The organism is Meridianimarinicoccus sp. MJW13 (genome assembly GCF_014901205.1).
Classification (GTDB): Bacteria; Pseudomonadota; Alphaproteobacteria; order Rhodobacterales; family Rhodobacteraceae; genus Meridianimarinicoccus.
In genome coordinates this window covers 58,451-77,744 of record NZ_JACNMU010000001.1, presented here as the reverse complement: position 1 = coordinate 77,744, position 19,294 = coordinate 58,451, and the positions used below count along the sequence as shown (strand labels likewise).

Genomic DNA, 19,294 nt, shown 5'->3' with positions numbered 1-19,294 from the left:
GAGGTGTGCCGAAGTCTAGGGCAGAAAAGCCGGTGATCAAAGCTGGCGCAGGCGATGCCGTTCCAGCAGGCCAAGGATCATGTCGCGGGCCCGTTCGCGGTGCGCGCGGTGCAGATCACGGGCGCGCTGCGGGTCGGCCTTGGCAATGGCTTCGAAGACGCCACGGTGATCCTCGTTTGACTGCACTGGCAACGGGCGCATGAACAGGGTGACGGCGCGGGCGCGGCGGACCTGATCGCTCATCATCGCGGTGATGGCCATGACGCGGGCGTTGCCGCCCAGACGCACCAGTTCGGAATGAAACCGGTCGTCGGCCTCGGCCCAGGTGTCCAGATCCTGACGATCAAGTGCGGCGTCCATATCGGCGATGGCCCGCGCCAGATCGGTCAGATGGGTGGCGGAATAGCTCTGTTCGGCGGCCCGTTCGGCGGCCAGGCTTTCCAGTTCGGTCAGCACGTCATAAATCTCGCGCATGTCCTCGGGAGAAATCGGCAGGATGCGCACGCCCTTGCGTGCCCGCAGTTCCAGAAGCCCCTGGCTTTCCAGCGTGCGGGCGGCCTCGCGGATGGGCGTGCGCGACATGCCCAGGCGCTCTGCCAACTCGCTTTCCAGATGGTCGGACCCGGCGGGCAGTTCGCCCGAAAACACCAGACGCCGCAATTCGGTGATGGCGCGGTCGGTGTTCGAAACCGGCTTGTCGACCTGTGTTTTCACTCTGCCTCCAACATGATCTTGCGCCCCTCCTGCGCCGATTTGTAGATCGCGGCTTCGATCTCCATGACCGACAGGTAATCCGGGGCGAGGTTCTCCAGCGGCGCACCGTCCAGAAGGCCAGAAACCACATGGGACTGCAAGGCGTGGACGCAGTCGCCGCCGAAACCGTCCCAACTGTCAGGCGGCAACAGGGTTTCGGTGTCGGACCCGCCGAAACGGCGCAGGGTGACGGCGCCGTCGCCGGTCAGCGTCAGCGTGCCTTCGGTGCCTTCCACCAACGCCTCACCCATGGTGCGGCGGGTGTTGTCGGCGGCGTGGTCCAGGCAGCGATTGCCGTCGAACAGGGCGCGCACGCCGCCGGGATGTTCGAACAGGACATGGCCCGCATCCTCGCCGGCGATGACCGGATTGACCTTGCGCAGATCGGCATAGACCGAGACGGGGTCGCCCAACAAATACCGGAAGGTATCGACCCAATGAACGCCGGTTTCGCGGATCAGGAAGGGGTTCATCTGCTGAAAATAGGGCTGACGATCCAGATAGGCGCGCGGGCCCTGCCCGTCGCCGGGGCGCAGGCGGAAAGTCACTTGCAGCACCTCGCCCACCGCGCCGTCGTCGAGCGCGGCCTTGATCCGGCGATACCACGGCTGGAAGCGGAAATTCTCGTGCACGATGATCCGGGCCCCGGCAGCCTCGGCCGCAGCGATGGCCTGTTTGGCCTCGGCCAGATCGTTGCAGAAGGGCTTCTGGCAGATGATGGTTTTTATCCGGGCGTCCAGTGCGGTTCGGATCGCCTCTGCATGGGCCACGGGCGGCAGGATGATGTCCAGCACATCGGGCCGCGTTTCGGCCAGCATCCTTGCCAGATCATCAAAGGCGGGCAGGCCGGTCTTGCGCGCCTTGTCGATGTGCCGGTTGTACGACCCCACCAGCGCCACCCGATCCAGGCGCGCCCAACTGTCGTACTGGAACTGGCTGAAATAGCCAGCACCGGCGCAGGCGACGCGCAGGGTTGCGGGGGCACTCATGCGGTGCGGCCTTTGCGGGCGGGAGTTCGGGTCGGTCGCATCATTCCTCGTTCCTTAGGGTTCTGTGCGGCAATTGCCAGCCCGCCGCAAACAGTGTTTGACAACGTGTAATTTAATGAATACGCAAATAAACGCAATAAAGAACGCACAACTGTCGGGAGGACGTGTTGATGAAGAAGATGTTTGGAACGTTGGCGGGGGCCGCCCTGCTGGCCGCAGTGGGAACTTCCCCGGCGGCCGCGCAGGACTATCCCTATCGTGACATCACCACAGCGGTGGTCTGGGGGGCCGGTGGCGGCACCGACACCATCAACCGCATGATCATGGCCGAGATGGAAAAGCATCTGCCGGTGTCGATCAACGTGATCAACCAGACCGGTGGCGTCGCCGGATCGAACGGAATGGTCTACGTGATGAACCAGCCCGACGATGGCTATACGCTGGTCGGCCTGTCGGAATCCAATGTGACCGCCGCCGTGCAGGGGGGCTGGGACAAGAAGTTCGACTATTGGTATCCGTTCATCGTCGGCGGCTCGCCCGATCTGATCTCGGTGCCGGCCAACAGCCCTTATTCGACGCTGGCAGAGCTGGTCGAGGCCGCCAAGGCCGCGCCGGGGTCCATCCCTGCCGCCGCCTCGGGTGCCGGATCGATCCACCATCTGAACCTGCTGGCCATCGAGAAGGGCGCGGGCGTGACCTTCAAGTTCGTCCCCTACAAGGGCTCCGCGCCGGGTCAGGAAGCTGCCATTGCCGGCGAAGTCGCGCTGGTCGTGACCTCGCTGGCCGAACAGGCACCGCTGATCGCAGGCGGAGAGTTGAAGCCGTTGGCCATGCTGACCCCTGAAACCGCCGAGATCGCGGGCATGACCGTACCGTCGGCCTTCGACCTCTACGACGGGTTGGACGCCTACTTGCCGCTGAAGCAGGCCATCGGATTTGCCGTGCACAACTCGGCGTCGGATGACGTCAAGGCCACGCTGACCGAGGCTTTCAACGCTGCCATGGCCGGCGAGGCCGTCGCCGAATGGGCTGCGGCCAACAACTATGACATCGGCGGCCAGTCCGGGCCCGAGGCGCAGGCGCTGTTCGAGACGCTGGAAGCCAATTTTGCCTATACGCTGCAGGATCTTGGCGTGGCAACCGTGGACCCGGCCTCGCTGGGTATCGAGAAGCCCTGATCGACGCGCAATCGCAACGATGTGGGGGCGCCGATGTGCGCCCCCTCTGACAGGCCGGGAGGGGCTAGGTTTGGAACCCAGCGAAGACAAGAGCATCATGCGCGCCCGCGACTTCTGGGCGGCCCTGATCCTGATGGCCGTTTCGGTCTTCTTCCTGTGGCGCACGGCGGATATTCCGCTGTTCAACACCACGCAGGGCGGGGTGGCCGGGGTGGCCTGGTACAATTCTGCTGCCATCGTGCCGCTGGGCATATTCCTGGCCATGCTGGTGCTGTCGGTGGTGCTGCTGGTGGTGGCCATTCGGGCGGGCGGCGCGCAGCGGGCGCTGACCGCCGTCGGGCTGGGCTGGGACCGGGACGAGGCGCTGCGCTTTGCGACGCTGGCGGTGATCTTCCTGTCCTATATCGCGGCCTTGGTGCCGCGCGTGGATTTCATCATCTGTTCGGGGTTGCTGATCACCGCGCTGATCTATGGCTATCACGAAGGGCGCACCGGGCGCATGACGCTGGCCGCCGGGATCATGGCCCTGGCCGGGGCCGCCGCGATGGTCCTGCATTTCCCGCAATCCGAATGGAGCGCTCACGGCGATGACTGGATCGCGCTGGTGCTGTGGATCGGGCTGACCTGCTGGATGCTCTGGAACGGCCATAGGTCGAGAGTGTTCCGCATCACCCCATGGATCGCTGTCGGCGCGCCGCTGATCCTTGTCTGCGCCATGGCCTTCGGCTTTCGCCAGAACGTGCCGAACCGAGGCGGGCTGATCTTTTCGAAGATCGAATACCACTACTACGTGACCCTGCGACCGCTCTGGAGGACCTGAGGTGGAATTTGTCCTGTCCCAACTTGCAGGCTTCGGCGGGGCCTTTGCGGCACTGGTGGTCGATCCGCTGACCTATGTCTATCTGGTGACTTCGGTGTTTCTGGGGATCACCTTCGGCGCGCTGCCGGGGCTGACGGCGACGCTGGCGGTGACCATTCTGACCGGCTTTTTCGGCAACAAGATCCCGCTGGACTATTCCCTGATTGCCCTGCTGGGGGCCTATGTCGGGGCGATCTACGGCGGTTCCTACCCGTCGATCCTGCTGAACATTCCCGGCACTGCGGCCAGTGCGGCCACCGCCATGGACGGGCACCCGCTGGCCAAGGCGGGCCGGGGCGGCGAGGCCTTGGGCCTGACCACCACGGCCAGTTTCATCGGCACGCTGATCGGCACCTTCGCGCTGCTGGTCTTTGTCTGGGCGCTGCTGCTGGTGTCCAAGAACATCGCCAGCCCGGAAAAGGCCCTGCTGGCCCTGTTTGGCATCCTGTTGTCGGGCACGTTGATGAGCGAGGATCTGGTGATCAAGGGCTGGATCGCCGGGCTGATCGGTCTGGCCATGGCCATGGTCGGCATGGATCCGCTGCTGTCCGAGCCGCGCTATACCTTCGGCTGGTCCTACATGATGTCGGGCTTCCAGGTGGTGCCGGTGCTGATGGGGGCCTTCGCGGTGCCGCAGATCATCGAAGGGCTACGCCATGCCGACGTGGGCAAGCTGGTGCAGTTCCGCGACCGGATCGTGCCCAATCTGGCAACCGTGCGCCGCTACCTGCCGACGATCACCCGGTCGGGCGTGATCGGCACCGGCGTCGGCGCATTGCCCGGCGTGGGCGAGGATGTGGCGGGCTGGGTCAGCTATGGCGTCGGCAAGACCGTCTCGAAGGATGGCAAGAACTTCGGCAAGGGCTCGGTTGAAGGGCTTCTGTCGGCGGAAACCGCCAACAACGCCTGCATCGGCGGTGCGTTGATCCCGCTGCTGGTGCTGGGCATTCCCGGCTCGCCGCCCGCCGCAGCCCTGATGGGCGCGTTCAAGATCAACAACGTCATTCCCGGCCCGACCATCGACCCCGCGATCATCCTGCGCGTGGTGGCGATCCTGGTGCTGGCGTCTTTCACCATGTTCCTGATGGGGCTGTTCACGGCGCGGGTTTTCATCCGCATCTTGCGCATCCCGCAGACCGTGTTCCTGCCGGTCGTCATGGTGCTGACCACCATCGGATCCTTCAGCGTCGGCGGCGGCATCAATGATCTCTACCTGATGCTGGGCGTCGGATTCGTGGCCTATTTCATGAACATGCTGGCCTTTCCCATCGCCCCGCTTGTGATAGGCGTGATCCTGGGCGGGCTGTTCGACGAGACCTTCCGCAGGTCGCTGTTCCTGTCGGACGGGGATCTGTCGGTCTTCGTGTCCCGGCCCGGTGCGGCGATCCTGCTGGCGCTGAACGTCGCGCTGATCCTGAGCCAGATCCCATTTGTGCAGCGCGCCTTCGGGCGGCTGAAGCGGAGGACCGCCTGATGTACGCCGTAACCGTCACCTTCACCATCGCAGCCGGACGGATGTCCGAATTCCTGCCGCGGATGATTGCCAACGCGCGAACCTCCCTGAACGACGAACCGGGGTGCCAGTTGTTCGACGTCTGCACCGATCCCGACCTGCCCGACACGGTGTTCCTGTACGAGCTTTACGACGATCGCGCGGCCTTTGACGCGCATCTGCACAGCGCCCACTTCAAGGCCTTCGATGCCGCGGTGGCCGAGATGGTCACAGACAAGCAGGTGCGCTGCTTCGCCGAGGTGCGCTCATGAGCAGCTGGGAAATCCATGCCATTAAATACGCCGACCGCAATGCGCGGGTGCGCGGCGACAGCTTCGTCTTCGACGACAACCACGACGCGCCGCATCCGATGGATTACTTCATGTGGCTGCTGCGGCGCGGCGACGAGGTCATTCTCGTCGACACCGGCTATGACGATGCCGAGGCTGCGGCCCGCGCCCGTCCGATCCGGCTGGACCCGGTGGCCGCCCTGGCCCCGCTGGGCGTGCGTCCCGATCAGATCACCAAGGTGATCGTGACGCATCTGCACTATGACCATGCGGGCGGGCTGCGACTGTTTCCCAATGCGACGCTGCACATGCAGGCCGCCGAAATGGCCTATGCCACGGGGCCCTGCATGTGTCACGACACGCTGCGGATGCCCTTCACAGCAGGCCATGTCTGCGAGGCGGTCACGCGGCTGTTCTCGGGGCAGGTGGTGTTCCACGACGGCGATGGGCAGGTGGCCGAAGGCGTCACGGTGCATCGCATCGGCGGTCACAGCCGGGGGCTTCAGGCAGTGCGGGTGCGGACCGAAAGCGGCTGGATGGTGCTGGCCTCGGACGCGGCGCATTTCTACGAAAACCTGTTCGCCCGCAAACCGTTCCCGATAGTGGTGGACGTGCAGGACATGCTGGACGGGTTCGACCGGCTGCTGGGGCTGGCCAGCCATCCCGAACTGATCATCCCCGGCCATGACCCGCTGGTGTGCAAGCTGTTTGCCCCCGGCGTGGCCGATCACATACGCCGTCTCGATCCCGGCCCAATCGCCGAGGTGCCGCGATGACCGAAGAGACCCGCCTGCGCGAGGACATCTGCCGCATCGCCAAGTCGCTGTTCGACCGCGGCCTGACCTGCGGCGCTTCGGGCAACATTTCGGCCCGGTTGTCGGATGGCAGCCTGCTGATGACGCCCACCGGAAGCTCGATGGGGTTTCTGGACCCGGCGCGGATCAGTCGGCTGGATGCAGACATGCGGTTGCTGTCGGGCGACCCGCCGACCAAGGAAATTCCGCTGCACAGCGCCTTTTACGAGACGCGGCAGCAAACCGGGGCGGTGGTGCATCTGCATTCCACCCATTCGGTGGCCCTGTCGATGCTGCCCGACACCGACGCCGACAACATGCTGCCCGCGCTGACGCCCTATGGGATCATGCGGTTGGGCAAGGTGCGCCGACTGCCCTTCATCCTGCCCGGCGATCCCGCGATGGCGGAGGCCGTGCGCGGGCTGGCGGGCAAACGCTCGGCGGTGGTGCTGGCCAATCACGGGCCGGTGGTGGCCGGCAAGGATGTCTGGGCCGCGACCTATGCCATCGAGGAACTGGAAGAAACCGCGCGGCTGGCGTTGCTGACGCGCGGCTGCGGAGCGGTCGGGCTGACAGACGCTCAGATCCAAACCGTCGTCCGCAGGTTCGACATTGACTGGGAATGAAAGGAACGGCCGCATGACCACGAAGGCTCGGATTGCGCTGATCAAGGGGGACGGGATCGGCATCGACGTGGCCGAGGCCGCCATGCAGGTGGCGCTTGCCGCCTGCGAACAGGCCGGAGCGCCGGAGCTGGTTTTTGACGAGATCCGCGCCGGGGCCGGGTATTTCGCCGAAACCGGGCAGGACATCGAACCGGGGGGAGAGCAGCGCGCCGGCGAGGCCGATGCGATCTTCCTGGGCGCTATTGGTCTGCCCGCCATCCGTCACGAGGACGGCACCGAAATCTCGCCGCATCTGCGCCTTCGGGATCGCTATGGCCTGTATGCAGGCATCCGCCCGGTGCGCGCCTATCCAAATGCGCCGCAGCGTCTGGCCGATCCGCGAGCCGCCGGGCTGGATCTGATCATCCTGCGCGAAAGCACCGAAGGGCTGTTCTATTCGGCAGCCGCCCACAAGCGCGCCGAAGTGATCGGCGACAGCGAGGTGCGCGAGACCCTGCGGATCACCCGCGCCACCACCGAGAAGCTGCACCGCTTCGCCTTCCGTCTGGCCGAGAAACGCCGCGCGCGCGGAAAACGGGCGCGGCTGACCTGCGTGGACAAGGCCAATGTCTTCACCTCGATGGCCTTCTTCCGCAAGATCTTCGACGAGATCGCCCGCGACCATCCCGACACCGAGATCGGCTACAACTATGTCGATGCGCAGGCGCTGGATCTGGTGCGGCGGCCGTGGGAGTTCGACATCCTGGTGATGGAGAACATGTTCGGCGACATCCTGTCGGATCTGGCCGGGGGTCTGGTCGGCGGCATGGGCATGGCCGCCTGCGCCGAGATCGGCGACAGCACCGGGTTGTTCCAGCCCGCCCATGGCAGCGCCCCCGACATCATGGGGCAGGACAAGGCCAACCCGCTGGCGGCGATCCTCAGCGCCGGGCTGATGCTGGACTATCTGGCCGATAAGACCGGAGTGGCCGCCTATGGGCGGGCCGCAGAACTGGTGGACCGGGCGGTGGATGCGGGGTTTGCCCGGAACCGGCTGCGCCCGATGGAGTTTGGCGGTGACATGGGCACACTTGCCGTTACCGCCGAGATTATTTCGCAGATTGCCGCCGCAACCGAAACACAGGCGGCGGGCTGAATGCCCCTTGAACCGCAGGAGACGTCATGACCGTAGTTCTGGGCGCCATCGCCGATGATTTCACCGGGGCCACCGATCTGGCCAACACGCTGGTCAAGGAAGGCATGCGGGTGGTGCAGGTCATCGGTGTGCCGGATGCGGACACCGATGTGGGCGATGCGCAGGCCGTGGTGGTGGCGCTGAAGTCCCGCACGGCGCCGGTGGACCAGGCGGTTGGCCAGTCGCTGCAAGCGCTGGACTGGCTGCGTGCTCAGGGGGCCGAACAGATCCTGTTCAAATACTGCTCGACCTTCGATTCCACCGAACGCGGCAACATCGGTCCGGTCACCGATGCCCTGCGGGCGGCACTGGACACCGATTTCGCGCTGGTCTGCCCGGCTTTTCCGGCCAACGGGCGCACGATCTATCAGGGGCATCTGTTCGTCGGCGATCAACTGCTGTCGGACAGCCCGATGAAGAACCACCCGCTGACGCCGATGCAGGATGCCAACCTGTTGCGGCTGATGGATGCGCAAAGCGAAGGCCGCGCCGGGCTGATCGGGCTGGGCGATGTCATGGCCGGGCCCGAGGCGATCCTGGCGCGGATCGCGGCATTGCGGCAGGCCGGTATCAACCACGGCATCACCGACGCGGTGCGGGACGAGGATCTGCGCCATATCGGTCGCGCGGCGGCGCGGCATGTGCTGGTCACCGGCGGCTCGGGCATCGCCATGGGTCTGCCCGACAACCTGCGGGCACAGGGGCGGCTGGATCCGGCAACACCTACGGTCACGCCAAAGGTCGCGGGCCGGTCGGTCGTCTTTGCAGGCAGTTGTTCCGAGGCGACGCGCGGTCAGATCGCGGCGGTCCGTGACCTGTGGCCGGTGCGGAAGCTGGACGTGGACCGGATTGCCGCGGGGCAGGACGTGGTGGGCGAGGTGCTGGACTGGGCGGGCGCGCAGCCAAGCAACGCCCCGATCCTGATCTATGGCTCTGCCGATCCCGAAGAAGTCCGGCGCACGCAGGAAAAACACGGCGTCGCGCGCGCGGGCCAGATGGTCGAGGATGCCCTCGGGCGCATCGCCACCGGGCTGCACGCGTCGGGGTTTGCGCGCATGGTGGTGGCCGGGGGGGAAACCTCGGGCGCGGTGGTATCCGCGCTTGGCGTCACCGCGCTGCGCATCGGGCCCGAGATCGCCACGGGTGTGCCGTGGACCGAAGCCGTGGGGGGTACGCCGTTGGCACTGGCCCTGAAGTCGGGCAATTTCGGCGGCCCGGCGTTCTTTCAAGAGGCTTTCGCGGTTCTGGATCAGGGCTGACACTGTGGCCTGACGGCAGCGGTCACATGGCGGCAAAGATGCCATGGCCGTCGTCCCCGTGGCGGGTACAGTTGCGCCCGTCAGACTGAAAGCAGCGTGTGCCAGCGACGGATCGCCCAACACACCGCACGCGCCAGCGCCCGGTTGCCCCTGACAAGTCGCACCAACAACCAGAGGCGGCCAACGCGGCCTGGGGGGTCGTTACGTCAGGTCTCGCTACGGGTGCCGGATCGCGATAATCTGGGTTTGGTCCTTTGGACAGCGCCGTTGCGCTCGGCCTAGGCTGCGGCATCCGGGGCCTGCGCAGAAAACCTCGCGTGGGATCCAATTCTGGAAGGGAGCACCCGTGAAATCCATTCGCCGAATTCTGATTTCATCTCTCTTGACTGCAAGCCTCGCAACGGCCGCCGGTGCCGATGACATGCGGTCCAAGCAGCTTGTGTTTGCAGCGGGGACAACGGGCACACAGGTGAGCGACAGCCTGACCGGCCGCGAAACGGTTCTGTACAAGGTCGGCGCCGAAGCCGGGCAGACGATGACCGTGTCTTTGACCGTCAACAACACGGCGGGCTATTTCAACGTCTATGCGCCGGGCGCGGGGCCGGGCGACGCAGCCCTTGCCGTGGGCTCTCTGATCGGGCCGATGATGCCTGACCTCAACCGGTTCGAAGGCATCTTGCCGACCTCTGGCACCTACACGATCTCGGTATATTTGTACCGTGCGGCGGCGCGGCGGGGAGAGGTTGCGGACTATACCCTGGATGTTGCCGTGACAGGTGCAACCGGCGAGGTGGTGCAGGGCGACTTTGCCGATGGTCTGGCGGGCGGACCGGATTTCTATCAGGTGGCCACCTCGGCAGGCGGGCCATTGAACCTGCGTGCAGGGCCGTCACAAGGAGCCGCCGTCGTGATCGCACTGGCGAACGGGACCAACCTGAGCAACCTGGGCTGCCGCATGGCCGAGGGCCGCCGCTGGTGCCGGGTGGCAACGCTGGCCGATCCCGGTGACGAGGGCTGGGCCGCAGGCGATTTCCTGATCGAGGGCAGCGGGACGCCCGCGCCCGCCCCGACGCCCGCATCGGATGCCGCTGTCGGGGGAACCGATGAACAGCGCGTGCACTTTGATCCGGGCGCATCGGGTGCGGAATTGAACGGCACGCTGCCCCCCGGTGCCTCGCACCGCTATGTCCTGGGGGCGAAGGACGGACAGTTTCTGACCGTGCGGGTGGCCGGGCAGGGGCCGGGCCTGTCGTATCAGATCTTCAATCCCGATCGCAGTTTCCTGCTGGATCAGATGTCTCGGGAACAGGACTATCGCGGCCAGCTTTGGCAGTCGGGCGATCACGTGGTCGAGGTCATCAATCGCGGCAATGACACCGCAAGCTACACCGTGACCTTCGGCATCGAATGACCGGCGACACGGGCCTGACAAATGGGCCCATCGCTGCAAACTCTTGACCCCTTAGAAAGGAATACACCCATGGGAAAACTCTTGATTGGCGTAATCATGCTGGTCGTCGGCCTGTTGATCGGCGCCTTCGTCGGCGCGCCGATGATGATTGGTACGGCCGCAGGTGTGGGCATTGCCACCGGGCTTGGCGCCGGGATCTGCACCACCGTTCAGGCCGCACAGGATGAAGGCCTGCTGAGCGCCGAGCAGGTTGACCAGGTGCTGACCCGCGCCAGCCGCAACCTTGATACTGACGGCAGCTACGACGGTGAAATCGTCGGAAGTGCGGCCCAGTGCGAAGAGGTTCTGGCCAATCTGAAGGAAGCCGCCGCCAAATAGGCACACTGCGCGCTGGACATCCAAGACCAAGGCCGGGACCGCGAGACCCGCGGTCCCGGTATTTCTTCCCCCGGTTTGCGCAGCTCAAGGCGCCCCGGTGGGATGGCGCGCCATGAACCGCCGGATGCTGGCCGCATCCGGTTGGCGCCCCGTGAAGATCTCGACATAGCCGGGCATCAACGCAAGGCGCTGGTCCAGATCCTCGGTCACCTGCAGCGAGATATAGCCGATCTGGGTGTAGATCATGGTGAGCGCGCGCAGTTCCGCCTCGGTGCGGTCATAGCCGAACCGCAGGAACATCCCCACCATCGCCTCTTTGCGGCGCGCGTCGGCCTGATCAAGCCGCTGTTGCAGATCAGGATCATTGCGCGCCCAGTTGCGGATCGCCAGATCCAGCCGCGAGTCGAACAGGCTGTCGTCCAGCCAGCAATCGAACAGGTTGAACACAGCCTCGCAGATGCTGGCGGCATAGGCATCGCAACGTGCGACCAGATTGCCGGTGTTGGTGTCTTCCCAATGCCGGATCATCGCCTCCAGCAGCGCCTCGCGATCCTTGAAATGCCAGTAGAACCCGGTGCGGGTCAGGCCCAGCCGCTTGGCCAGCGGCATGATCTTGACCGCCTCGACGCCGCTTTCGGTCAGCACATCGTAGGCAGCCTTCAGCCAGATTTCTTCGGTGGCACGAGGACGGGCGGTGTCGGGCGGGGTCATGTTGGGAGTGTGGATTTACTTGACAGGTATGTCAAACAGCCCAACACTTATGTCAACAATTCGAGTCGAAAGGCACCGGCGATGCGTGAAGGGGTGGCGGAGAAACGCAGATCACGGCGGCGCACGCGGGGTGCCGGTGGCGCCCCCCGCAGCGGTGTTCCGGGCCAGAACCCGCATCTGGAAGTGCCTTTCATCACCCGTGGCATCCCGCCCTATGATCTTCTGGGCGAAGACGGGCTGGTTCGGATCGAGGCCACCGCCGACCGTATTCTGGCCGAGATCGGTGTTGAGTTTCGGGATGATCCCGAAACCGTGCAGTTGTTCCGCGACGCGGGCGGGCAGGTGACGGATCTGGGCGCGGGGCGCAGCAATATCCGGTTCGAACCGGGCCTGATCCGCGAGATCCTGCGCAGCGCGCCCGCGCGCTTCACCCAGCACGCCCGCAACCCGGCGCACTCGGTCGAGATCGGCGGCGACGCGGTGGTCTTTGCGCCCTCCTATGGGTCGCCCTTTGTCATGGATCTGGATCGCGGCCGCCGCTATGGCACGATCGAAGACTTTCGCAACTTCGTGAAACTGGCGCAGTCCAGCCCGTGGCTGCATCATTCCGGCGGCACCATCTGCGAGCCGACGGACATCGCCGTGAACAAGCGGCATCTGGACATGGTCTATGCCCATATCCGCTATTCGGACCGGGCTTTCCTGGGCTCGATCACAGCGCCCGAGCGGGCCGAGGACAGCATCGAGATGTGCCGCATCCTGTTTGGCGCAGAGTTCGTGGACCGCCATTGCGTCATCATGGGAAATTTCAACACCACCTCGCCGCTGGTGCTGGACGGGGTCACGACGCGCGGCATCCGGGCCTATGCGGCGGCCGGGCAGGGCTCGATCCATCTGCCGTTCCTTCTGGGCGGGGCGGTGTCGCCGCTGACCATGGCCGGATCGGTGGCGCAATGTCTGGCGGAAAGCATGACCTCCTGTGCGCTGACGCAACTGGTGCGCCCCGGCGCGCCGGCGGTACTGGCCAGTTTCCTCAGTTCCATGTCGCTGCGCTCGGGCTCACCCACCTTCGGCACGCCGGAACCGGCGCTGGGATCGCTGGTCATGGGGCAGTTGGCGCGGCGTCTGAACCTGCCGCTGCGCTGTGCGGGCAATTTCAGCACCTCGAAACTGCCCGATGCGCAGGCGATGCAGCAGGCGATGATGTCGATGCTGTCGGCGGTGCAATGCGGGGCCAACTACATACTGCATTCGGCGGGGTTTCTGGATGGGTTGCTCAGCATGTCCTACGAGAAATTCATGCTGGACGCGGATCTGTGCGGGGCCTTGCACGCCTATCTGAAGGGGGTCGAGGTCAGCGACGACACGCTGGCCTTCGACGCACTGGCCGAACACGGCCCCGGCGAGCATCTGTTTTCCACCGCCCACACCCTGCGCCACTACAAGACGGCCTATTGGGACAGCGCGCTGGACGACGCCCAGCCCTGGGAAACCTGGGATGAACAGGGCGGCGCCGACGCGGCGACACGGGCCAACCGGCGCTGGAAGGCGGTGCTGGCCGACTATGTCCCGCCCGCGCTGGATCCCGGCATCGACGACGGGTTACAGGACTTCATGGCTAGGAAAAAGGCGTCGATGGCCGACGCGTGGTACTGAGGTTGCCCATGTCCAAGGATCCCTTGCTTCAACCCTATCAGCTCAAGCATCTGACCCTGAGAAACCGGATCATGACCACCAGTCACGAACCGGCCTACCCCGAGGACGGGATGCCCAAGGACCGCTACCGGGCCTATCACGAAGAACGGGCCAGGGCCGGTGTCGCGCTGACCATGACCGCCGGATCGGCGGCGGTGTCAAAGGACAGCCCGCCGGTGTTCAACAACATCCTTGCCTACAAGGACGAGGTGGTGCCGTGGATCCGCAACCTGACCGACGCCTGCCACGACCACGGCTGCGCGGTGATGATCCAGCTGACGCACCTTGGCCGGCGCACCGGCTGGAACAAGGGCGACTGGCTGCCGTCGGTGTCGTCGTCGCGGCATCGCGAACCCGCGCACCGTTCCTTTCCCAAACTGATCGAGGATTGGGACATTGACCGTATTCTTGGCGACTTCGTCGATGCCGCGGAGCGCATGCAGGCGGGCGGCATGGACGGGATCGAATTGCAGGCCTATGGCCATCTGCTGGACCAGTTCTGGTCGCCGCTGACCAATGATCTGACCGGCCCCTACGGGGCGGATACGCTGGAAAACCGGCTGCGGTTTCCGCTGGATGTGCTGGCGGCGGTGCGCAAGCGGGTGGGGCCCGAGTTCATCGTCGGCTTCCGCTATACGGCGGACGAGGCGCAGAAGGGCGGCATCACGGCCGAGGAGGGGGTCGAGATCTCCAGACGGCTGGCCGACACCGGGCAGGTGGATTTCCTCAACGTGATCCGGGGCCGCATCCACACCGATCCGGCGATGACCGATGTGATCCCGGTGCAGGGCATGAAGAACGCGCCGCATCTGGATTTCGCGGGTGCAGTGCGCAAGGCCACAGGCATGCCGACCTTCCATGCCGCGAAGATCCCCGATGTGGCGACGGCACGCCACGCGGTGGCGGCGGGCCTGCTGGATATGGTCGGCATGACGCGGGCGCATATGGCCGACCCGCATATCGTCCGCAAGATCGTCGAAGGCCGCGAAGAGGACATCCGCCCCTGTGTCGGTGCCACCTACTGCCTGGACCGGATCTATCAGGCGGGCGATGCCCTGTGCATGCACAACGCCGCGACCGGGCGGGAACTGACCATGCCGCATGAGATCGCGCGGGCGGCAACCCGCCGCAAGGTCGTCGTGGTCGGCGCCGGTCCGGGTGGGCTGGAAGCGGCCCGTGTCGCCGCCGAGCGGGGCCATGAGGTGGTGGTTCTGGAAGCCGCCGCCGATCCGGGCGGACAGGTGCGGCTGACCGCGCAATCGCCGCGCCGGCGCGAGATGATCTCGATCATCGACTGGCGCATGGCGCAATGCGCCGCGCGGGACGTGGACTTCCGCTTCAACACCTGGGCCGAGGCCGCGGATGTGGCCGCGATGCATCCAGACGTGGTGATCGTGGCCACCGGTGGTGTGCCCAACACCGGGCTGTTCGAAACGCGGGGGGAACCGGCCCATGTGGTCAGCACGTGGGACATCCTGTCGGGCGATGTGAAGCCCGCCGGGTCCGTGCTGATTTATGATGAAAGCGGTGATCATCCGGGGCTCCAGGCCGCCGAAATGGCGGCCCTGGCCGGATCGACGGTCGAGGTGATGACCCCCGACCGGGTGTTTGCCCCAGACATCATGGCGATGAACCTGGTGCCTTACATGCGGGCGCTGCAGGACAAGGACGTGACCTTTACCGTGACACGGCGGCTGCTGGACGTGCGGCGCGACGGCAACAAGCTGACCGCCACCATCGGCACCGACTACAGCGATCACCGCTTCGATGCGCAATACGATCAGGTGGTGGTGAACTATGGCACCCTGCCGCTGGAGGACCTGTATTTCGACCTCAAGCCGCTGTCGTCAAACGGCGGGGCGGTGGATCACGATGCGCTTCTGGAAGGTCGGCCCCAGACCCTGTGCCGCAACCCGGACGGCCGGTTCCAATTGTTCCGCATCGGCGACGCGGTCAGCGCCCGCAACACCCATGCCGCGATCTATGACGCGCTGCGGCTGGTCAAGGACATCTAGGCGCTGGCTGCCAGGGGGCGGGCCATCAGGACATCCACCTGCGCGACGATCCGATCGATTTCGGGTATGGTCTGACCCAGTGCACGGCCACTGAGCTGGATGATCTTGTCAACGCGTTCGATGTTCGGAGCACCCGCTGCGATGGCACGGGCGAAAGAGGAAGGCCGGACCAGGCCACGCGCGGCACGTGCATAGTGCGAAAACGGAACGATATCGCCGTCACCCGCACCGGCAGCGCGCACGACCTCCAGCGTCTGGTCATATATCCTCTGGCTGGCTTCGGGATCCGCGCCAACGGCCTCGGCAATGGACACGATGCTTCCATCCGGTCCGACACAACGGCAGTTGCCGGCCATCAGCATGGGCCATTTGGCCATCGGAACATGCAGTGCGTTATGCGCAAGCAGGCGCACTGGCAGCGGTCGACCATCCTGACGATAGGCAGACACATCGCGCGAGAGCGTTTCCAACAGTTCTTGATGTGCAGCCTGTTCGAATGGAGCCACCTTGAAATTCGACGCCAGCGTGACCGACAGTTCGTTGGTCCTTTCGGGATCCATGCGCACGGCCTGGGCGTCGGGACTGGCGGCCGAGATCAGCGCCGGGTCAAGATGCTGCCACACCGACCACGCGGTGTAGGCCGGGCGCAGCTGTACGGTGTCGAATGCGTTCAGGCGCGCCAGGAAGGGCGGCGGCAGGGCATTCATCAGCGATACAACCGGCAGGCCGGATGCGCCGATCCGGCGTACAAGCCCGGCCACATCCTCGGACGCGTATTGCGGCTCGCTCATGGCAAGGAACACCATGTCGAAGGGCGACAGATCCACATCGACCCCGGCAAGGCACAGCGCGTTGTCCTTGACCGTTCCGATGGTGCCCGGCGCTGACATCGTGGTGTTGGGCGTGCCGTCCCGCTTCAGGAACGAGATCTGCGCGCCGTCGCTGGCAATACTGGATTGTTCCGAGGCGCGGCACACCACAGTCACACGATGGCCGGCCAACAGGATGCGAACCGCGGGCAGCAGCCCATAGGCCGCCCCCAGCATCAGGATGTTCATCTTGGACATGTCTGGCTCCTCTTCATACTTGTTTCTTGGCCAACTTGCTTTGGAAGGACAGCGGGATGTCGGCCAGCCGATAGATGCCCAACCGCGTCAGCAGCGGGCGCAGGGCAATGCCCAGCAGCACACCGAAAGCCAGTTGGAATACCACGCTGGCCCCTCGCAACTCGCCACGTCCGAAGATGTCCGAGAACACCGATCCGGTCGCATGGTGGGACAGGTAGATGATCAGCGAATGTGCCGCCAAGAGCATCACGACGCTGGTTACGATCCGCGGCAGTGTGATCTGAGGCATCAGCACGCAGAACAACAGTGCAATGACCCACCAGCCTTCGGCGTGAGATCTGTAGAACAGGGCGCTGACCGCAAAATGCAGCAGCACGAAGGCGAAGCTGGCCACCACCCGGCGCTGCGTGTCGGCAGCGGCAACCACGGCGCCAATGACCAGGAACGGCATCGTCGTGGTCGGCCATGAGAGCAGGTAGAACGAGGTCTTTTCGAAGTCGCCGGTCCACTGGGCCAGCGCCGCGATGGTGCCCACCCCTGCCAATTCAGAGATGCAGAACAACCCGACCAGGCTGCGCCACAGATCCCGCCGCAGCAGTGCACGGATGCGGGGCACGGCCAGCAAGACACTGATCACCAGGAACATCTGCAAATAGCTGTGCAGGAACCACAGAAATTCCAACTGGATCTGGTAGTGATCCCGGCCAAGCACCATGAATTCGAAAAAGGGTGCCAGATTGCGATAGGGCAGCAACGTGGACAGATGGGCGTCGTTGTCCATCACCGTGTGTTTCAGATAGTAGACCAGCGAAATCGCGGCCATGGGCACTATGAGCCGCGCCATCAGCGTCAGAATCCGTCCGGCATGGTCGTCCCGCAGAATGGCGGGCAACTGCATGCGTACGAAGGCAAAGCCGGTCAGAACAAACAGGATGATCGAGGCTCCGACCGGCAGCTTCAACCCGGTGTGGAAGGCCACGATCACCGCAATGGCAAGGGCCCGGATCAGGATGAAACTGTCCATCCGGCCCATGGCGATCCAGCGTTTCGACGCCGACCCGCTGGATTTGGCCGCCGGTTGTTGGGCGGCCAGTTCCGAAACGGTCAGCCATTGCCAGCCGTCTGGCAGGGTGAAGCCCGCGCCTTCCAGATCCAGTCGCGCCTCGATAGTGCCAATGCTGTCGATGCCCAGATCGGCCAGCGACTGGTTGCGTGCGACAAAGGTGCGGTTTGTGTTTCGGGCCAGCAGCTTCGAAATCGCGATCTCTTCCGCACCTTTCGGCTGGGCATCGGGCTTGCCAGTCTCGGCTCTGGCCGCTTTTGCCGCCAAAGCCACCAGCGCAGGCTTGTCGACCTTGCCATTGGGCGTGGCCGGGAATCCATCAAGCACCAAGATCTGCGCAGGCACCATGTAGGCGGGCACGTTTTGGGCCAGTCGCGCCTTCACGGTCCCTTCGGCGACGGAGGTGCCGGGCGCCAGCACGAACAGAAGGATGCGATCGTCCGCAACCAGGGCCGTCGCCTGCTTCACCCCGGAAATCCCCTCGGCAAACGCCTCGATCTCGCCCAGTTCCACCCGGAACCCGTTGATCTTGACCTGACCGTCCCGTCGTCCGGCAAAGGTGATCTCGCCGCCCGGCATCATGTAGGCCAAATCGCCGGTGAAATGGCGCAGCGCGCCCGCGCCCTTTGTCTCTGACAGCTTGTCGTTGGCCCCGATGATCGGGTCGGCCAGCATGGCCGTCAGTTCGCCGACCTCGCCGATCGCCACCGGTGTTGCGTCTTCTGCCAAAACCGCCGCCCCTGTCCATGGCAGTGTTCGCCCCAAGGGAATTTCCCCGGCGGGCGGCGCGTTTCGCTGGATCTCGTGGATCAGGAAGGCTTGTGGCGTTTCGGTGGTGCCGAACACGTTGAACTGGCGGGCTTTGGGCACGCGCGACTGCCATTCCGCGACCACGGACCGGGGCAGGCGCTCTCCGCCCCAGAAAATGGCGCACAGATGGTCGAAGCGGTGGTCCCGGGAAGCGCCCGTTGTCAGCAGCCTTGCGGAGGCAGGGCTGAACCGCACGACGTTGCATTGTGCCGTGGCCATGAGTGCGCGCAGCCGCTCGGGCGTTGCCATTTCGCAGGGTGTCGGAACCGCCACGGTGCCACCATGCGACAGGGGCAGAAGCACGTCGCGCAGGGTTGGATCATGGGCCAGGCCCGCCATCATCATGGTCACAACGGGGGTGTCCAGCGCCAGTGTCGCGGCCTGCCAGGCGACAAATCTCTGAACAGTCTGATCGGGATGGCTGATCAGTTTCGGCTGACCCGTCGTGCCCGATGTGAACATGTGGCAGGCCGCGTCTCGGGGTGGTCCGTCGATCACCCTGGCCCTGGCTGGATCGCCACACGCAACCAGCGTCCGCCCGCTGCGCAGGTCCGGCGGCAATTCCGCCCCGGCCTCGATGACGAAGCGCGCCTCAAGCCGGTCGAACATTTGGGAGATGCGCGCCGGCGGATAACTGGCATCAATGATCGCAAAGGACGCCCCGCTGGCGGATACCGCCAACAGGGCTTCGACCAATGCGGGATCGCGTTGGGCGAATATCACCACGCAA

16 protein-coding genes and 1 pseudogene are annotated in these 19,294 nt (G+C 65.0%); 12 read left to right on the top strand and 5 right to left on the bottom strand.

The features are described from left to right. Positions 1-36 precede the first annotated feature (36 nt). Together H8B03_RS19145 and H8B03_RS00255 are read right to left on the bottom strand one after the other, a co-directional pair. On the bottom strand, positions 37-714 hold the full coding sequence (locus tag H8B03_RS19145; protein WP_193139091.1) for a GntR family transcriptional regulator: 678 nt from the start codon (positions 712-714) through the stop codon (positions 37-39). After that, on the bottom strand, positions 711-1,742 hold the full coding sequence (locus H8B03_RS00255; protein WP_193139090.1) for a Gfo/Idh/MocA family protein: 1,032 nt from the start codon (positions 1,740-1,742) through the stop codon (positions 711-713). Before H8B03_RS00255 ends, H8B03_RS19145 begins: the two co-directional genes overlap by 4 nt. A 170-nt stretch (positions 1,743-1,912) precedes the next feature. Here H8B03_RS00255 and H8B03_RS00250 point away from each other — a divergent pair, with 170 nt between their 5' ends. The 10 genes from H8B03_RS00250 to H8B03_RS00205 all read left to right on the top strand — a co-directional run bounded on the left by H8B03_RS00250 (position 1,913) and on the right by H8B03_RS00205 (position 11,203). Beyond that, positions 1,913-2,920, top strand: a complete 1,008-nt coding sequence (locus H8B03_RS00250) for a tripartite tricarboxylate transporter substrate binding protein (protein WP_193139088.1) — start codon at positions 1,913-1,915, stop codon at positions 2,918-2,920. A gap of 70 nt (positions 2,921-2,990) precedes the next feature. After that, the gene (locus tag H8B03_RS00245) at positions 2,991-3,740 is read left to right on the top strand and encodes a hypothetical protein (RefSeq protein ID WP_226925623.1); all 750 of its coding nucleotides are present in this window, start codon (positions 2,991-2,993) and stop codon (positions 3,738-3,740) included. A gap of 1 nt (position 3,741) precedes the next feature. Then, on the top strand, positions 3,742-5,253 hold the full coding sequence (locus H8B03_RS00240) for a tripartite tricarboxylate transporter permease (RefSeq protein WP_193139086.1): 1,512 nt from the start codon (positions 3,742-3,744) through the stop codon (positions 5,251-5,253). Then, on the top strand, positions 5,253-5,543 hold the full coding sequence (locus H8B03_RS00235) for a putative quinol monooxygenase (RefSeq protein WP_193139084.1): 291 nt from the start codon (positions 5,253-5,255) through the stop codon (positions 5,541-5,543). Before H8B03_RS00240 ends, H8B03_RS00235 begins: the two co-directional genes overlap by 1 nt. Beyond that, positions 5,540-6,337 carry an N-acyl homoserine lactonase family protein gene (locus H8B03_RS00230; protein ID WP_193139081.1) on the top strand — a complete coding sequence of 266 codons (798 nt, stop codon included), beginning with the start codon at positions 5,540-5,542 and terminating at the stop codon, positions 6,335-6,337. Before H8B03_RS00235 ends, H8B03_RS00230 begins: the two co-directional genes overlap by 4 nt. Further along, positions 6,334-6,981, top strand: a complete 648-nt coding sequence (locus H8B03_RS00225; protein ID WP_193139079.1) for an aldolase — start codon at positions 6,334-6,336, stop codon at positions 6,979-6,981. Before H8B03_RS00230 ends, H8B03_RS00225 begins: the two co-directional genes overlap by 4 nt. A 13-nt stretch (positions 6,982-6,994) precedes the next feature. Continuing rightward, positions 6,995-8,116: an isocitrate/isopropylmalate dehydrogenase family protein gene (locus H8B03_RS00220; RefSeq protein WP_193139077.1), complete on the top strand. Its 1,122-nt coding sequence runs from the start codon at positions 6,995-6,997 to the stop codon at positions 8,114-8,116. A gap of 26 nt (positions 8,117-8,142) precedes the next feature. Next, a complete protein-coding gene (gene otnK, locus H8B03_RS00215; protein WP_193139075.1) occupies positions 8,143-9,414 on the top strand; it encodes a 3-oxo-tetronate kinase in 1,272 nt (423 codons plus the stop codon). A gap of 469 nt (positions 9,415-9,883) precedes the next feature. Beyond that, the gene (locus H8B03_RS00210) at positions 9,884-10,825 is read left to right on the top strand and encodes an SH3 domain-containing protein (RefSeq protein WP_193139073.1); all 942 of its coding nucleotides are present in this window, start codon (positions 9,884-9,886) and stop codon (positions 10,823-10,825) included. Positions 10,826-10,894: 69 nt separating this feature from the next. Beyond that, entirely contained in the window at positions 10,895-11,203 is a 309-nt protein-coding gene (locus H8B03_RS00205; protein WP_193139071.1) for a hypothetical protein, read from the top strand. A gap of 84 nt (positions 11,204-11,287) precedes the next feature. Here the strand turns inward: H8B03_RS00205 and H8B03_RS00200 are convergent, their stop codons facing one another. Continuing rightward, entirely contained in the window at positions 11,288-11,914 is a 627-nt protein-coding gene (locus H8B03_RS00200; protein WP_193139069.1) for a TetR/AcrR family transcriptional regulator, read from the bottom strand. An 81-nt stretch (positions 11,915-11,995) separates the two neighbouring features. On the opposite strand from H8B03_RS00200, the gene H8B03_RS00195 reads away from it, so the two are divergent. Beyond that, on the top strand, positions 11,996-13,570 hold the full coding sequence (locus H8B03_RS00195; RefSeq protein ID WP_193139067.1) for a trimethylamine methyltransferase family protein: 1,575 nt from the start codon (positions 11,996-11,998) through the stop codon (positions 13,568-13,570). An 8-nt stretch (positions 13,571-13,578) separates the two neighbouring features. Next, a complete protein-coding gene (locus H8B03_RS00190) occupies positions 13,579-15,624 on the top strand; it encodes an FAD-dependent oxidoreductase (protein ID WP_193139065.1) in 2,046 nt (681 codons plus the stop codon). Here the strand turns inward: H8B03_RS00190 and H8B03_RS00185 are convergent. Together H8B03_RS00185 and H8B03_RS19190 are read right to left on the bottom strand one after the other, a co-directional pair. Further along, entirely contained in the window at positions 15,621-16,691 is a 1,071-nt protein-coding gene (locus H8B03_RS00185; protein ID WP_193139063.1) for a ketopantoate reductase family protein, read from the bottom strand. The genes H8B03_RS00190 and H8B03_RS00185 overlap by 4 nt on opposite strands. Before the next feature lie 13 nt (positions 16,692-16,704). Continuing rightward, positions 16,705-19,293: pseudogene (locus H8B03_RS19190) on the bottom strand (AMP-binding protein); the annotation flags it as partial. Position 19,294: the final 1 nt, after the last annotated feature.

Excerpts from the sequence above, each read along its gene's own strand:
- H8B03_RS00255 (WP_193139090.1), bottom strand. The coding sequence starts at position 1,742 with ATGAGTGCCCCCGCAACCCTGCGCGTCGCCTGCGCCGGTGCTGGCTAT.
- H8B03_RS00250 (WP_193139088.1), top strand. The coding sequence starts at position 1,913 with ATGAAGAAGATGTTTGGAACGTTGGCGGGGGCCGCCCTGCTGGCCGCA.
- H8B03_RS00235 (WP_193139084.1), top strand. The coding sequence starts at position 5,253 with ATGTACGCCGTAACCGTCACCTTCACCATCGCAGCCGGACGGATGTCC.
- H8B03_RS00230 (WP_193139081.1), top strand. The coding sequence starts at position 5,540 with ATGAGCAGCTGGGAAATCCATGCCATTAAATACGCCGACCGCAATGCG.
- H8B03_RS00225 (WP_193139079.1), top strand. The coding sequence starts at position 6,334 with ATGACCGAAGAGACCCGCCTGCGCGAGGACATCTGCCGCATCGCCAAG.
- H8B03_RS00220 (WP_193139077.1), top strand. The coding sequence starts at position 6,995 with ATGACCACGAAGGCTCGGATTGCGCTGATCAAGGGGGACGGGATCGGC.
- otnK (WP_193139075.1), top strand. The coding sequence starts at position 8,143 with ATGACCGTAGTTCTGGGCGCCATCGCCGATGATTTCACCGGGGCCACC.
- H8B03_RS00205 (WP_193139071.1), top strand. The coding sequence starts at position 10,895 with ATGGGAAAACTCTTGATTGGCGTAATCATGCTGGTCGTCGGCCTGTTG.
- H8B03_RS00200 (WP_193139069.1), bottom strand. The coding sequence starts at position 11,914 with ATGACCCCGCCCGACACCGCCCGTCCTCGTGCCACCGAAGAAATCTGG.
- H8B03_RS00195 (WP_193139067.1), top strand. The coding sequence starts at position 11,996 with ATGCGTGAAGGGGTGGCGGAGAAACGCAGATCACGGCGGCGCACGCGG.
- H8B03_RS00190 (WP_193139065.1), top strand. The coding sequence starts at position 13,579 with ATGTCCAAGGATCCCTTGCTTCAACCCTATCAGCTCAAGCATCTGACC.
- H8B03_RS00185 (WP_193139063.1), bottom strand. The coding sequence starts at position 16,691 with ATGTCCAAGATGAACATCCTGATGCTGGGGGCGGCCTATGGGCTGCTG.